The organism is Azospira sp. I13 (genome assembly GCF_003112695.1).
Lineage (GTDB): Bacteria > Pseudomonadota > Gammaproteobacteria > Burkholderiales > Rhodocyclaceae > Azospira.
In genome coordinates, this window is record NZ_BFBP01000003.1 from 148,593 (window position 1) to 162,756 (window position 14,164).

Annotated in this window: 11 protein-coding genes; 3 read left to right on the forward strand and 8 right to left on the reverse strand. The window is 65.0% G+C overall.

Translation table 11 applies throughout. The annotated features are described in order from the left end of the window. Positions 1–125: 125 nt before the first annotated feature. On the forward strand, positions 126–3,284 hold the full coding sequence (locus AZSI13_RS03195; protein WP_109039740.1) for a PAS domain-containing hybrid sensor histidine kinase/response regulator: 3,159 nt from the start codon (positions 126–128) through the stop codon (positions 3,282–3,284). Between the two features lie 120 nt (positions 3,285–3,404). On the opposite strand, the gene AZSI13_RS03200 is transcribed toward AZSI13_RS03195, so the two are convergent. From AZSI13_RS03200 to AZSI13_RS03210, 3 genes are all read right to left on the reverse strand, one after another. After that, the gene (locus tag AZSI13_RS03200; protein WP_109039741.1) at positions 3,405–4,301 is read right to left on the reverse strand and encodes a D-hexose-6-phosphate mutarotase; all 897 of its coding nucleotides are present in this window, start codon (positions 4,299–4,301) and stop codon (positions 3,405–3,407) included. A 73-nt stretch (positions 4,302–4,374) separates the two neighbouring features. After that, positions 4,375–4,911 carry a hypothetical protein gene (locus AZSI13_RS03205; protein WP_109039742.1) on the reverse strand — a complete coding sequence of 179 codons (537 nt, stop codon included), beginning with the start codon at positions 4,909–4,911 and terminating at the stop codon, positions 4,375–4,377. A gap of 50 nt (positions 4,912–4,961) precedes the next feature. Beyond that, positions 4,962–5,546, reverse strand: coding sequence for a DNA-3-methyladenine glycosylase I (locus AZSI13_RS03210; protein WP_109039743.1), 585 nt, complete (start codon positions 5,544–5,546; stop codon positions 4,962–4,964). A 197-nt stretch (positions 5,547–5,743) separates the two neighbouring features. Here AZSI13_RS03210 and AZSI13_RS03215 point away from each other — a divergent pair, with 197 nt between their 5' ends. Beyond that, on the forward strand, positions 5,744–5,977 hold the full coding sequence (locus AZSI13_RS03215) for a DUF3567 family protein (RefSeq protein ID WP_109039744.1): 234 nt from the start codon (positions 5,744–5,746) through the stop codon (positions 5,975–5,977). Positions 5,978–6,110: 133 nt separating this feature from the next. On the opposite strand, the gene AZSI13_RS03220 is transcribed toward AZSI13_RS03215, so the two are convergent. After that, positions 6,111–7,808 carry an AMP-binding protein gene (locus tag AZSI13_RS03220; RefSeq protein WP_109039745.1) on the reverse strand — a complete coding sequence of 566 codons (1,698 nt, stop codon included), beginning with the start codon at positions 7,806–7,808 and terminating at the stop codon, positions 6,111–6,113. Between the two features lie 320 nt (positions 7,809–8,128). Here AZSI13_RS03220 and AZSI13_RS03225 point away from each other — a divergent pair, with 320 nt between their 5' ends. Beyond that, positions 8,129–8,320: a DUF3460 family protein gene (locus AZSI13_RS03225; RefSeq protein WP_109039746.1), complete on the forward strand. Its 192-nt coding sequence runs from the start codon at positions 8,129–8,131 to the stop codon at positions 8,318–8,320. A 171-nt stretch (positions 8,321–8,491) separates the two neighbouring features. On the opposite strand, the gene AZSI13_RS03230 is transcribed toward AZSI13_RS03225, so the two are convergent. From AZSI13_RS03230 to amrB, 4 genes are all read right to left on the reverse strand, one after another. Then, positions 8,492–11,182, reverse strand: a complete 2,691-nt coding sequence (locus AZSI13_RS03230; RefSeq protein WP_109039747.1) for a bifunctional acetate--CoA ligase family protein/GNAT family N-acetyltransferase — start codon at positions 11,180–11,182, stop codon at positions 8,492–8,494. 323 nt (positions 11,183–11,505) lie between these two features. After that, positions 11,506–12,636, reverse strand: coding sequence for an AmmeMemoRadiSam system radical SAM enzyme (amrS, locus tag AZSI13_RS03235; RefSeq protein WP_109039748.1), 1,131 nt, complete (start codon positions 12,634–12,636; stop codon positions 11,506–11,508). After that, entirely contained in the window at positions 12,633–13,256 is a 624-nt protein-coding gene (gene amrA / locus AZSI13_RS03240) for an AmmeMemoRadiSam system protein A (RefSeq protein ID WP_109039749.1), read from the reverse strand. Before amrA ends, amrS begins: the two co-directional genes overlap by 4 nt. Further along, complete coding sequence (gene amrB / locus AZSI13_RS03245) at positions 13,253–14,056, reverse strand: AmmeMemoRadiSam system protein B (protein WP_109039750.1); 804 nt, start codon at positions 14,054–14,056, stop codon at positions 13,253–13,255. Before amrB ends, amrA begins: the two co-directional genes overlap by 4 nt. Positions 14,057–14,164 lie beyond the last annotated feature (108 nt).

Consider the following 14,164-nt stretch of genomic DNA (forward strand, 5'->3'; position numbering starts at 1 on the left):
ACGACAAAAAGTCCGCTGCTGGCGCGGCGTTGCGGCCACCTTTGGGGCCGTTTCCGAGATTCCCGTTTGGGCTTCCCGATTGCCAGCAGTTCCGCCTTCCCGATCCCGCTCTCCGGCCGCCGCCCATGGACACGAAGCCCACCGTTCCTGTCGCCAAATTCGGGCTTTTGCCCTATCGCATCAGCTCCCAGGTGGCGATGCTGGTGTCCATCCTCTTCATCTTCACCGTCTTCGCTTTCACCGCCTACACGGTGCGCCAGCAATCGGCCCTGACCCAGGAGACCATTGCCCGCCACAGCCAGGCCCTGGCCCACAACATTGCTCTCACCGCCGCCACCCAGTTGGTGCTTGGCGACGGCGCGGCCCTGGAATATTTCCTGCTGCGCTCCGCCGAGCATCAGGACATCCGTTCCCTGGTGCTGGCCGACCCCTCCGGCAAGGTGCTGGCCGCGGTGGGCAAGGAACGGGGTGATCGAGAGCCGGTGGCGGTCTATGGCCAGCCCAGCCTGGTCCTGCCGGCCAATGCCGAGGGACCCATCAGGGAGGCTTTCACCCAGATCGAAGAAAATGCCAAGGAGCGCCGCCTCCTGCTCTGGCAGCCGGTGGTGAGCGGCAAGACCCTGGGCTGGTTGCGGGTGGAAATCGGCCTGGACTTGCTGACCGTGGCGGAACGCCGCATCTGGGAAGACAGCATCGTCACGGCCCTGATCGCCATTCTCGGCAGCACCGCCCTGTTGCTGCTCTTTCTCGTACGGCCCCTGCGGGCCTTGCGCCAGGCTTCGGATTTCGCCTCCCGCCTGGATGTGTTGCGGGGCACCACCCTGCCGACCTATGGCGGCAACCTGGAAATCCGCGAGCTTTACGATGCCCTCAACCGGGCCTCTAGACGCCTCAAGCAGCAGGAAGAAACCATCGAGGAAAGCAACCGCTTCCTCAAAAGCCTCACCGATGCCCTGGGCGAGGGTGTTGTCGCCACCGACGTGGAGGGGCGCTGCACCTTCGTCAACGCCGAGGCCGAGCATCTCCTTGGCTGGGATCGCCAGGACCTGCTGGGTCAGGATCTGCACGACGCCGTGCACTTCCAGACCGCCACCGGCTTCCCGGTGGTCAAGGACGAATGCCCGCTCCACGCCAGCGCCGTGGCCAGCCGCCCCTTCCGCTCTGAACTGGATGCCTTCACCCGCCGGGATGGCCGGGTCTTCCCCATTTCCGTAGTTTCCGTCCCCCTTTTTGAAGGCGATCGCTTCACCGGCACCGTGGCCGCCTTCCAGGACATCACCGAACGCAAGCGGGACGAGGATTACCTGATGGCCACCACCTCCCGCCTCTCGGCCCTGATCGAGAGCATGCAGACGGCCATTCTGGTGGAGGATGAAAACCGCCAGGTGGTCCTGGCCAACCAGGCCCTGGGCCAGCTCTTCAATCTGGATGTGGAACCCCAGGAACTGGTGGGCGTCGATTGCCGCCTGGTGCTCGACCACCTGGAGCGCCTCTTCGCCGACAGCGAGCAGGGGCAGAAGGCGGTGCCCCAGGCCGAACAGATCGTTGCCGGACGGCTGCCGGTGGTGGGGGAGGAAATCGTCCTCACCGACGGCCGGGTGGTGGAGCGGGACTACATTCCCATCTACCTCTTCCCCCAGGTGGCCCAGCCGGAGGATTACCGGGGCCATCTCTGGCTCTATCGGGACATCACCGAACGCAAGCAGGCAGAACGGGAACTGCAGCTGGCCAAGGAATCCGCCGAATCCGCCAATCGGGCCAAGGGCGAGTTCCTGGCCAACATGAGCCACGAAATCCGTACCCCCATGAACGGCATCCTCGGCATGACCGACCTGGCCCTGGAGACAGAGCTGAACGGCGAGCAGCGGGATTACCTGCAGATGGTCAAATCCTCCGCCGACGCGCTGCTGGTGATCATCAACGACATCCTCGACTTCTCCAAGATCGAGGCCGGCAAGCTGGAGCTGGAAACCATCCACTTCAACCTGCGCCAGCTCCTGCGGGATACCCTGGCGCCCCTTGAACTGCGGGCTCGCCAGCGTGGCTTGGCCCTGGTCTATGAAGTCCCCGCCGGCCTGCCGGATGGCTACATGGGGGACCCGGGACGGTTGCGGCAGATCCTCATCAATCTGGTGGGCAATGCCATCAAGTTCACCGAGGAAGGGCGCGTTGCCGTGCGGGTGCGGGCGGAGGACGATCTACTGCACTTCTTCGTCAGCGACACCGGCATCGGCGTGCCGCCGGACAAGCAGCAGCTGATTTTCGAAGCCTTCTCCCAGGCCGACAGTTCAGTCACCCGGCGTTTCGGCGGTACCGGGCTGGGGCTGACCATCTGCATGCGCCTGGTGCGCCTGATGGAAGGGCAGCTGTGGGTCGAAAACAACTCGGCGGCCGGCAGCACCTTCCACTTCACCGTGCGCCTGAGCCCGGCCCAGGCCGCCAGCGCCCCCGGCGGCGGCCTGGTGTTTGCCGATAGCGAAAAGGAAGTAGCCCTGCCGCCCCTGCATCTGCTGTTGGCGGAAGACAACCCGGTGAACCAGAAGCTGGTGGTCACCCTGCTGCACAAGCGCGGCCACACGGTGGTGGTGGCCGGCAACGGCCAGGAAGCCCTGGACGCCCTGGAGCGCCAGACCTTCGACCTGATTCTCATGGATATGCAGATGCCGGTGATGGGCGGGCTGGAAGCCACCCGGCGCATCCGGGAGCAGGAGTCCGCCGCTGCCGACGGCCGCCATATCCCCATCGTCGCCATGACCGCCAATGCCATGGCCGGCGACCGGGAGCGTTGCCTGGAGGCGGGCATGGATGCCTATGTCTCCAAGCCCATCCGCCGGGATGAATTTTTCACCGCCATTGCCGATGTGCTGCCCCTCTGGCGGCGCCTCGAAACGCCCGCCGCCGGCGGAGCGGCTCCGGCGGCCCCGGCGGCCCCGGCCATGCCGCTTCCGGGCGAGACGCCGGTGTGCAACCGGAAGGAAGCGGTGGAGCGCCTGGATGGCGACGAGGAACTGTTTGCCATGCTGGTGCAGATGTATGCCACCGAGTTGCCGGCCTACCTGCAACGCCTGGATGAAGCCCTGGCTGCAACGGATATGACGGCCCTGGCCCGGGAAGCCCACACCTACAAGGGCTTGATGGCCACTTTCAGTGCCGACCAGGGCAGCCGACTGGCCCGGGAACTGGAGTTGCAGGCCAAGGCGGGCAACCCGGAAGGGCTGGTCCCCCTGGTACGGCAACTACAGGATGAAATGCGCAAGGTCAGCCAGGCCCTGGCGGCTGGCTGAACGGTAGCGGGGTGCAGATACCGGGCTGCTGCGGTGATGCTGTGGTGTCGCCACGGTGTTGCCACCGTGGCGTCGGGAGCGGGCGGCGTTGCCGCCCTGTTGTCCCACTGTGGCCGGGTATTAGGCCGCGTCCAGGGTGACCAGGGTCTGGCGACCCCACCAGGCTTCCCCCGGCGCCACGCTGACCGGCTTGCCCACGGCGGCGGATTCGACGCACAACATATGGCGGAAGCCGTTGGCAGGCATGTCCGGCAGGCCGGCGCATTTCGTTTCCCAGGGATTCCACACCACCACGTCGGTAAAACCTTCACTGGCGATGGCCAGGGCCTGGCGCCCGTCTTTCAGCAGCAGGGGGCGGGGCACGTTGAGATAGACGTCGTCCACCTCGTCTTCCACCATCAGTTCCGGCCCGCTTTCAATCTTCGTTTCCTGGCTGCCCGGCAGTAGCCGGCGGCTGCCGTGGAGGCCGGTGAGGGTGGCGTTTTCCACTTCCTTGACACGCAGGTAGGTGTGGAGGGCACAGGTGAATTCCAGGGCCTCGCTACCGGGATTTTCCACTTCCAGTTCGATATCCAGGCGATCCCGGGTCAGGGCCACGGTCAGTTCGGCCTTGAAGTCGTGGGGCCACAGGGCCCGAGTGGCTTCATCCGCCTGCAGGCTGTACACGGCGCAGGCGAAGCCGCCTTCTTCCGCTTCCGGTTGCTCGCGCCATTCTTCCAGGGCCCAGGCGGCAGTGCGGGCAAAGCCGTGCCTGGGCAGGGGGCCACGCTCGGCGAACTGGGGAAAGATCACCGGCACGCCGCCGCGGATCGGTGCCTTGCCACTGAAATCGGCCTTGGGGCTGAGGTAGAGACGTTCGCCGCCACCGGCCGGAACCCAGGAGAGGACCTGGGCGCCAAAGGCGCTGATGACGGCGGTGCTGCCGTCGGGCAGGGTGAGGCGTACGGCATCGAGGCCGTGGAACTGGGTATTGGCGGAGGTATTGGGGGTGTTGCCGAGGGGATTCTTGGCCGACATGGCGGAAGTGCTCGCGTGAAGGGCGGGGCGCTATTGTAGCCGGGCGGCGGGGGCTCCGCCCGGCAAGGCCACTTCAGGCGCTCTTGCGACGGGAGGCAGCTGCGGATTTCTGGGCCTGGGCGGCGTTTTCTTCCAGCAGGGTCTTTTCGATCTGGCTAGCGGTCTGGGCAGCGGTTTCGGCCAGGTTCACCAGGGCATTGTCCAGGTTCGCCACACTGCTGCGAAACAGGCCCACGGCCGGCAGAATTTCCACCGGCAGGCTCTTGCCGGCCTTGTCGATACTGTGGGCGACGAAGGCATTGAGGCCGTGGCTGTGGCTCTCGAAGAAGCGAATAGCCTCTTCCTGCAAGGCCAGGAGGGCCTCCAGGCTCTCGTGGGTGAGGGCCAGGGAGTGGCGGTGCAGGGTATCCACCGCTTTGCCGGAATCCAGAGGCGGCTGGCCGGCAGCTGCGGGCTGGGCCTGGGCCAGGGAGGCCAGCAGCTCCTGGCGGGCGGCGCTGCAGATATCCAGGGAGCGGATGCCGGAATCGAGAAGCCGGCCGGCGATGCTGGCCACGGCATTGAGGGAGCCCTGCTGCAGGGCGGCGGCGGTGGGTTGCAGGTCGTACATGGGGAACTCTCCTGAAAGGGCGACGGTAGGAGATTTCTAACAGCCGCCGGTTACAGGAGGGTGACGCCCGGCACTGCCAGCTCCCGATGGCGGAAGCAGTCGGTGGTGTGGTCATTGACCATGCCGGTGGCCTGCATGAAGGCGTAGCAGATGGTGGAGCCGACGAACTTGAAGCCCCGCTTGGCCAGGGCCTTGCTCATGGCATCGGATTCGGCGGTACGGGTAGGTGCTTCGGCGATGCTGGCCCAGCGGTTCTGTCGTGGTGCGCCGCCGACGAACTGCCACAGGTAGGCCGCTATATCGCCCTCGTCCTCGCACAGCTGCAACCAGGCCCGGGCGTTCTGGATGAAGGCGGCCACCTTGAGCCGGTTGCGCACGATGCCCGGATCTGCCAGCAGGCTGGCCACCTTGGCCTCGTCATAGGCCACCATGCGCAGGGGGGCGAAGTGGTCGAAGGCGAGGCGGTAGGTTTCCCGCTTCTTCAGGATGGTGATCCAGGAGAGACCGGCCTGGGCGCCCTCGAGTAGAAGGAATTCGAACAGCCGGGCCGAATCCCGCAGGGGGACGCCCCATTCGGTGTCGTGGTAATGCTGATACAGCGGGTCGTCACTGACCCAGGCGCAACGGCAGGGCATGGTCGGTCTCCTTGGCGAAGCCGGCAGTGTAGCGGCTCCAGAACACCCTCGGGAAAACCGGGATAGGAAATTGGGGGCACTTTTTTCCCCCTGCGGGTTCATACTCTTGAAAACGGAGGGTAGCGCTCCCATGTGGGAGATGAAGACGCGGAAAGGAAAACTGGCCGCCCTGCGTTTCAACACGAGAGGACCCGATCATGGACATGTTCTACAGCAGCGACGAATATTCGGTTCTGGCCTACCCGGCCCAGTACGGTTTCGAGTTGGTGGACAAGACCGGGAATCGCTCCCTGTTCATTCAGGGCGCCCAGGCAGAGCATTTTCACCGGGCCATCCGGGAAGTGGTGGGTGAGGGGACGGACACTGAAACCGTGGACGATTTTCTCTCTGATTATTGCGCGGGGTCCGCCCAGCCCATCGTGTACCAGTAGGGCCAAAGGTGGCGCCAGCCTTGGCCTGGATTAGCTGGACTTGGCTGGAATTGGCTCGGCTTGGCTGGCGTGCCATGAATGAAAAACGGCGGACCCGCAGGTCCGCCGTTTTTGTTTTCACGAGCCGAGAAGCTTAGCCCTTCAGGTCGGGGAAGTCTTCTTCGAAGAACTCCCACTCGCCCTTCTCGTTGGCATTGCGGCGCTTGGCTTCGTTGGCCCGCAGTTCAACCCGGCGGATCTTGCCGGAGATGGTCTTCGGCAGGTCGGAGAACTCCAGGCGGCGGATGCGCTTGTAGGGGGCCAGATTGGCGCGCAGGAAGGTGAAGATGTCCTTCGCGAGTTCCTTGGAGGGCTTCTCGCCGTTGCGCAGGATCACATAGGCCTTGGGCACGGCCAGGCGCACGGGATCGGGGGAGGGCACCACTGCAGCTTCGGCCACAGCCGGGTGCTCGATCAGCACGGATTCCAGCTCGAAGGGAGAGATGCGGTAGTCGGAGGCCTTGAACACGTCGTCCGCCCGGCCCACGTAGGTGATGTAGCCGTCTTCATCCTTGGTGGCCACGTCGCCGGTGTGATAAACGCCATCGCGCATCACTTCGGCAGTCTTTTCGGCGTCGCCGGAGTAACCCACCATCAGGCCCAGGGGGCGTGGGTTGAGCTTGAGGGAGATTTCACCTTCGGCCGCTTCGTGGCCTTCGCTATCCACCAGTACCACCTGGTAGCCCGGCAGGGGGCGGCCCATGGAGCCGGGCTTGAGGGGCTGGCCCGGGGTGTTGCCGATTTCGGCGGTGGTTTCGGTCTGGCCGAAGCCGTCACGGATGGTGATGTTCCAGGCGTTCTGCAGCTGCTCGATGATTTCCGGATTAAGGGGCTCACCGGCACCGATCAGTTCGCGAATCTTCAGGCGGCCCTTATAGGCTGCCAGGTCTTCCTGGATCATCATGCGCCACACGGTGGGGGGTGCGCACATGGTGGTGACCTGGTACTTCTCCAGCACACCCAGCATGGACTTGGCGGAGAAGCGGCTGTAGTTGTAGAGGAAGATGCAGGCGCCGGCATTCCAGGGGGCGAAGAAGCAGCTCCAGGCGTGCTTGGCCCAGCCGGGGGAGGAAATGTTGAGGTGAATGTCGCCGGGCTGCAGGCCGATCCAGTACATGGTGGACAGGTGGCCCACCGGGTAGCTCTGGTGGGTGTGCAGCACCAGCTTGGGCTTGGAGGTGGTGCCGGAGGTGAAGTACAGCAGCAGCGGGTCGGAAACCTTGGTGGCGGCGTCCGGGGTGTATTCGGTGGAAGTGGTGTGGCTGTCCTTGAAGGCTTTCCAACCGGCCGGCTCGGCGCCGACGCAGATGCGGGTGTAGTCGCCCGCCAGGTCGGCGAACTTGTCGGTGTGGGCAGCGCCGATGATGACGTGCTTGACCTGGCCCCGATCCAGGCGGTCGCGCAGGTCTTCCGGGGTGAGCAGGGTGGTGGCGGGAATCAGCACGGCGCCCAGCTTGATACAGCCGAGCATGGTTTCCCACAGGGGCACTTCGTTGCCCAGCATCATCAGGATGCGGTCGCCCCGCTTGACCCCCTGGGCCTTGAGCCAGTTGGCCACCTGATTGGAACGGGCGGACATCTGGGCGAAGGAAATTTTGTGCTCGGTGCCGTCTTCCTCGACGATCCACAGGGCCGGCTTGTCGTTGCCCTTGGCCATCACGTCGAAGTGGTCGAGAGCCCAGTTGAACTCGGTCAGCTGGGGCCACTGGAAGCCGTTGTAGGCGGTGGTGTAATCGGTGCGGTGAGCCAGCAGGAAGTCGCGGGCTTTCAGGAAAGCTTCAGTTGCAGACAACACGTTCTCCTCTGTTTTGTCGTTAAGTACGAAAACACTTGGTGAGACGCGCGACAAGACAGGAAGAACGGACGCACCTGTGTGGTCAGGTCGTCCTGAGCGCGTGAATCGGCCGTGGTCGGCCCGACTCCCCCCTGCCTGGATCGCGTAACGCTTTTTATATTGTTTATTTACGTTGACGTTAACGTAATGAAATCCGCAGTGTCAAGGCGCGGCGCCGCAAAAGCGGCAATTCCGGGCGGCGCGCCATCTTGGGCTATAATCCTCGTCGATTTTCTTCCTTCACCTGCAACCGTCTAACCAAACTGGGAGTTTGCGGCATGGCCCTGTACGAATCCGACCACACCAAGTTCATGCGTGAAATGCTGGCCAAGAATCCGGAATGGGTCGAAGACCAGCGCCAGGGCCGGGCCATCTGGTGGGACAAGGAACTGCCGAAGGAAGAGCAGGAAGGCTTCAAGGCCGCCAAGGTCGCCCAGAAGGCTTACCCCTACGACGTGAACAGCAAGTAAATCCACTCCCGCCCGGGCTTCCGAAAGTGGAGGTGCCGTAGCAACGGGATCGATGAATAGAAAAGGGCCAGGCGATATGCCTGGCCCTTTTACTTTGTTGGCGAGGGCGGGGGATTCCGGGGCCGCCCCGACATGCGGTTCGGCCCGGACCCCGCCCCCTTTTGAACGGCGTCAGTCGTGCAGGGGCTTGATGACCCGCTTCACGGCCGGATCTTCCGGATGGGGGTGGATGGTGAAGCCCAGACTGGTCATCAGCTTGAACATCTTGGAGTTGAGGGCCAGCACGTCCCCCACCACGGCGCGGTAACCCTTGGCCCGGGCACAGTCGATGAGGGCCGACATGAGCTTGCGGCCGACGCCCCGCTTCTGCCAGCCATCGGCCACCGCCAGGGCGAATTCCACCGTCTCGCCGTCCGGGTTGGAAACGTAGCGGGAAACACCCACCTGGACCTCCTGGCCCCCCTCCTCGGTGACGGCGACGAAGGCCATTTCCCGGTCGTAGTCGATCTGGGTGAAGCGCACCAGCATGGACTGGGTCAGCTCCCGCAGGGTGTCCATGAAACGGAAATACTTGGATTCGTCGGACAGGGCGGCCACGAAGGCTTTCTCCAGTTCCGCATCTTCCGGGCGGATGGGGCGCACCACCACCACCTGGCCGTCGGGCAGCACCCAGTCTTCCACCAGATGGACGGGGTAGGGGTGGATGGCCATGTGGGAATAGCGGTCGCCGGAAGCCGGGGCAAAGTCGATGACGATGCGGGCATCGGCGGCGACGGCGCCGTTTTCATCGACGATCAGCGGATTCAGGTCCAGCTCCTGCAGCCAGGGCAACTCACAGACCATCTGGGAGATGCGCAGCAGCACGTCTTCCAGGGCATCCATGTTCACCGGCGGCATGTTGCGGTATTCGCCCAGAATCTTGGCCGCCCGGGTGTTGCGGATCAGGTCTTCCACCAGATAGCTGTTCATGGGCGGCAGAGCCACGGCGGTGTCGCCGAAGATTTCGCACTCGGCACCGCCGACGCCGAAGGTGATGACCGGCCCGAAGACCCGGTCGCGGATGACGCCGACCTTCAGTTCCCGGCCGTTGGGGCGGGCCACGAAAGGCTCGATGGAGACACCATTGATGCGGGCGTTGGGGACATTGCGGCCCACGGTGTCGAGAATGTCGTGGTAAGCGTTGCGCACCGCAGCGGCAGAGACGATGTTGAGGCGCACGCCGCCCACTTCGGACTTGCGCACCAGATCGGGGGAGTCCACCTTCATGGCCACGGGGAAGCCGATCTGCTCGGCCAACAGCAGGGCTTCGGTGGGGGTGCGGGCCACCATGGTCTGGGCCACCGGAATCTTGAAGGAGCGCAGCACCGACTTGGATTCCATTTCAGACAAGACCTTGCGCCGTTCCGAGAGCACTGCCTCGATCAGCATCTTGGCGCCTTCGGTGGCCGTCTTGGCCTGGCGGGAAATGGGTTCCGGCGTCTGCAGCAGCAGCTTCTGGTTACGGTAATAGGTGGAAATGTGGGAGAACAGGTCCACTGCCGTTTCCGGCATGCGGAAGGAGGGAATGCCGGCCTCGGTCATCATGCGGCGGGCCGCCAGGGTCTGCTGTTCGCCCATCCAGCAGGCGACGATGGGCTTGGTGCCGGATTCGGTGGCGGCGATCACCGCCTTGGCCACTTCTTCTGGCTGGGTCATGGCCTGGGGCGTCAGCATCACCAGAATGCCGTCCACCTCCGGGTCCTGGGTGCCGGCCAGAATGGCTTCCCGGTAGCGTTCCGGGGTGGCATCGCCGACGATGTCCACCGGGTTGGCGTGGGACCAGGTGGGCGGCAGCACCGCGTTGAGGGAGGCGATGGTGGACTGGGAAAGGTTGGCCAGGGGAATGCCCAGCTCGGCTGCCCGGTCTGCCGCCATAGCAGCGGGGCCACCGCCGTTGGTGATGATCAGCAGCTTGTTGCCGTCGGGACGGAACTTGGAAGCCAGGCCCTTGGCCGCGTAGAACAGCTGGCCGATGTTACGCACCCGTACCACGCCGGCCCGCTTCAGGGCCGCATCAAACACCGCGTCGGAACCCAGGGCCATGCCCGAATGCACCTGGGCAGCGGCAGAACCGGATTCGTAGCGGCCGGCCTTGAGCAGCAGGATGGGCTTGATGCGGGCGGCGGAGCGCAGGGCGCTCATGAAGCGGCGGGAATTACGGATGCCTTCCACATACATGAGGATGTAGTGGGTGCGGTTGTCGTAAACCAGGTAGTCGAGAATCTCGCCGAAGTCGATGTCGGCGGAGCCGCCGGTGGAAATGACCGAGGAGAAGCCCACGTCATTGACCTTGGCCCAGTCGAGAATGGCCGTGCACAGGGCACCGGACTGGGAGACCAGGGCCAGGTTGCCCGGATTGGCGGAAATGTTGGCGAAGGTGGCGTTGAGTCCCTGCACCGGCCGGATCAGGCCCAGACAGTTGGGGCCGAGGATGCGCACGCCGTAGCTGCGGGCGATCTCGATCATCTTGCGTTCCAGGGCGGCGCCGGAATGGCCAGCCTCGGCAAAGCCGGCGGTGATGACCACCACATTCTTGACGCCACTGCGGCCGCACTGCTCAATGATGGCCGGCACGCTGCGGGCCTGGGTGGCGATCACTGCCAGATCAACGCGGGCGCCGATTTCCTCGATGGATTTGTAGGACTGAACACCCTGCACGGTGTCGTGCTTCGGGTTGATGGGATAGAGGCGGCCCTTGTAGCCGGCGGCGGCGATGTTGCGGTAGATGATGTTGCCGACCGAGTGCTCCCGGTCCGAGGCGCCAATGACGGCGACGGACTTGGGTTCGAACAGACTGGTCAGATAATGTTCTTCTTCGTGCATGACTTGCCCCTGAGCAATAACTTCCGGCGTTGCCGGGTTCGGTTTGGCGGGTTTTTGTGAATTTGTGCGATGCAAAAATCTAGCATAAAAGCCCTACAACGTCTTGTGGGGAATTCCACAGTTCGCCGGCAGCTTTTGATCCAGGTCAGCAAACTGCGCAATAAACCATGGAGTCGCCACGGTCAGGGGGATTGGCTCTGTATTCGGAGAAACGGGAAAAGGGCGGGAAGGCCCGCCGGTATTGGCCGGGCGCCTTCCTCATGGCCTACCCCTTGGGCATGTTGCTGTGCAGCAATTGCGGCTTTGCCGGAGCTTTGCGCCCGTCAGGCCGGTGAGGGTGGCCCCAGGTGCACCGGCTGGCGCCGCGGGCCGAAATCCCCGGCCTGGGGGCCGAAGCGGCCGGCCAGGGGGTGGCCGCATTCCGGGCAGCCGCCGCCGGGTGTCAGGCGATAGCTTTCCAGGCGGTACCAGTCCCGCACGATGAGGGGGGTGTGGCAGTGCGGGCAGGCGGTGGTGCCGCCTTCCGGGTCGTGCACGTTGCCGGTGTAAACGAAATGCAAGCCCGCTTCCTGGGCGATCTGCCGGGCCCGGCTGAGGGTGGCGGCGGGCGTCGGCGGCGCGGCCTGGAATTTCCAGTCCGGGTGGAAGGCGCTGAAATGCAGGGGGACCTCGGGCCCCAGTTCCCGGGCGATCCAGCCCGCCAGGGCGCGGATTTCCGGGTCGGAATCGTTCTCGCCGGGAATGAGCAGGGTGGTGATCTCCAGCCAGCAGTCGGTCCGGTGGTGGATGTCGGCCAGAGTGTCGAGCACCGGCTGCAGGTGGCCGCCGCACAGGCGGAAGTAGAAATCGTCGGTGAAGGCCTTGAGGTCTACGTTGGCGGCATCCATCAGGGCGAAGAATTCCCGCCGCGGTGCGGCATGGATGTAGCCGGCGGTGACGGCAACGCTGCGGATGCCTGCTTCGCGGCACGCCTGGGCCGTATCCATGGCGTATTCGGCGAAGATCACCGGGTCGTTGTAGGTAAAGGCCACGGCCGGGGCCCCCAGGCGGCGGGCGGCCTGGGCGATGGCTTCGGGGCTGGCGGCATCCATCAGCCGGTCCATGTCCCGGGATTTTGAAATGTCCCAGTTCTGGCAGAACTTGCAGGCCAGATTGCAGCCGGCGGTACCGAAGGAAAGGATGGCGGTGCCTGGGTAGAAGTGGTTGAGAGGCTTCTTTTCCACCGGGTCCAGGCAGAAGCCGGAGGAGCGGCCGTAGGTGGTCAGCACCATGGCGCCCCCGGCGGCCTGGCGTACGAAGCAGGCGCCCCGCTGGCCGTCGTGGAGGCGGCAGTCCCGGGGGCAGAGATCGCATTGCAGGCGGCCATCCTCCAGGGTGTGCCACCAGCGGCCCGGATGGGCGCTTTCCGGCACCTGGGCGGAGCTGCCGGTGGGGAGGTCTGCGGCACGGCTCATGGCAATTCTCCTTCCTTCCACTTGTGGACAGCGTAGACCGCCAATTCCAGGTCTGCTGCCCAGAAATCCGGTGCCAGGCCGGCCTTGCGCTTCAGTTCGCCAAGAAACGTCCGAGGTTCCGGCAGACTGTCCCAGACCTGGGGCAAGAAGGTGGCGCAGTGCCGGCCGTGGCGCAGGATCACGCCGTCACGGCCGGGCACCAGCTGGGCCAGAGCCTCGGCCTCGTTCGCCACCGGCAAGGGGCGGGGGGCTTCCAACACGGAAACCTCGATGCGGATGCGGGGCCATTCTTCCTGGCTCACGGGGGCAAAGCGGGGATCACGAAAGGCGGCGGCCAGGGCGTTTTCCCGCAGGTCTTCGGCCAGGGGGCGCCAGGCCTCCAGGCTGCCGATGCAGCCCCGCAGGCGTCCGTCCCGGGTCAGGGTGACGAAGCAGGCTCCCGGCCGCGTCAGTGCCGCCTCCAGCGGTGTTGGCATTGCGGTGTCGGCAGACTCCAGCCGGGCGGCGATGGCCTGGCGGGCCAGGGCCAGCAGTTGACCGCCATCGATCTGGCTGGCCGTGTGGCGGCCATTCTCATGGCTGCCTAGGCCGTTGGTTCTACTGTCAGTGTCGGAGCTCATGGCGTCGTCTCCGGGGTGAACGCGAAGGCGGCGTAGCCCACCACCTCTTCTCGGCTGCCGGCAGTGTCGCCGGAGTTGCGCAGGTCCAGCAGCCGGGGCACCAGGCCATGGCGCCGGGCTTGCAACAGCAGGCCGTTGAGGGGGGTGGCACCGCAGGCCTGGTCGTGCTCCAGGGCCGCATCCAGGGCCAGCACCTGGCGGCTGGTGGCCTCATCCTGGCGCCGGGCCTGGGGGTAGGGCAGGTAATGGGAAAGGTCGGAACTGACGACGATCAGGGTGTCGTCGCCATCCCACAGGCGTTCCAGCACCGCAGCCACTGTTTCAGGCGGGCAATGGCCGACTGCCAGGGGCAGCAGCTCAAAGCTACCCAGCACTGTTTGCAGGAAGGGCAGTTGCACTTCCAGGGCGTGTTCCCGTGCGTGGGGCTGGTCGTCGACGACCACGCCGGGCAGGTCGGCAATGGCTTGCCGGGCTGCCTGATCCAGGGGAATGGGGCCTAGGGGCGAGAGGAAGGTGTCGGTTGCCGGTACCGCCATGCCGTGCACCGGTACCCGGTGGGTGGGGCCGAGGAGAATGACGCGGCGGATACGTGCTGCCTGGGGCGCCAGGGCGCTGTAGGCGGCGGCCGCCACGGCAGCGGAATAGATGTAGCCGGCATGGGGTACCACCAGGGCCTTGATGGCGCCAAGGTGAGGCACCGGGGCGGCATTGGCCAGGTAGTGGCGCAGTTCCCGTCGCAGTTCGGTGGGGTCGGCCGGGTAGAACAGGCCGGCAACGGCGGTTGGGCGGGGAACTGGCATGGGGGCCTCCGGCAGCGGGTGTGGGTCTGAATCAGGGCGCGATGTTCAGGTCAGGTTTCAAGATCGAGTTTCAAGATCGAGTTTCAAGCCAGATTCCCATCCGGATTC

Excerpts from the sequence above, each read along its gene's own strand:
- AZSI13_RS03225 (WP_109039746.1), top strand. The coding sequence starts at position 8,129 with ATGGCCCTGTACGAATCCGACCACACCAAGTTCATGCGTGAAATGCTG.
- AZSI13_RS03205 (WP_109039742.1), bottom strand. The coding sequence starts at position 4,911 with ATGTACGACCTGCAACCCACCGCCGCCGCCCTGCAGCAGGGCTCCCTC.
- AZSI13_RS03210 (WP_109039743.1), bottom strand. The coding sequence starts at position 5,546 with ATGCCCTGCCGTTGCGCCTGGGTCAGTGACGACCCGCTGTATCAGCAT.
- AZSI13_RS03195 (WP_109039740.1), top strand. The coding sequence starts at position 126 with ATGGACACGAAGCCCACCGTTCCTGTCGCCAAATTCGGGCTTTTGCCC.
- amrA (WP_109039749.1), bottom strand. The coding sequence starts at position 13,256 with ATGAGCTCCGACACTGACAGTAGAACCAACGGCCTAGGCAGCCATGAG.
- amrB (WP_109039750.1), bottom strand. The coding sequence starts at position 14,056 with ATGCCAGTTCCCCGCCCAACCGCCGTTGCCGGCCTGTTCTACCCGGCC.
- AZSI13_RS03230 (WP_109039747.1), bottom strand. The coding sequence starts at position 11,182 with ATGCACGAAGAAGAACATTATCTGACCAGTCTGTTCGAACCCAAGTCC.
- amrS (WP_109039748.1), bottom strand. The coding sequence starts at position 12,636 with ATGAGCCGTGCCGCAGACCTCCCCACCGGCAGCTCCGCCCAGGTGCCG.
- AZSI13_RS03215 (WP_109039744.1), top strand. The coding sequence starts at position 5,744 with ATGGACATGTTCTACAGCAGCGACGAATATTCGGTTCTGGCCTACCCG.
- AZSI13_RS03200 (WP_109039741.1), bottom strand. The coding sequence starts at position 4,301 with ATGTCGGCCAAGAATCCCCTCGGCAACACCCCCAATACCTCCGCCAAT.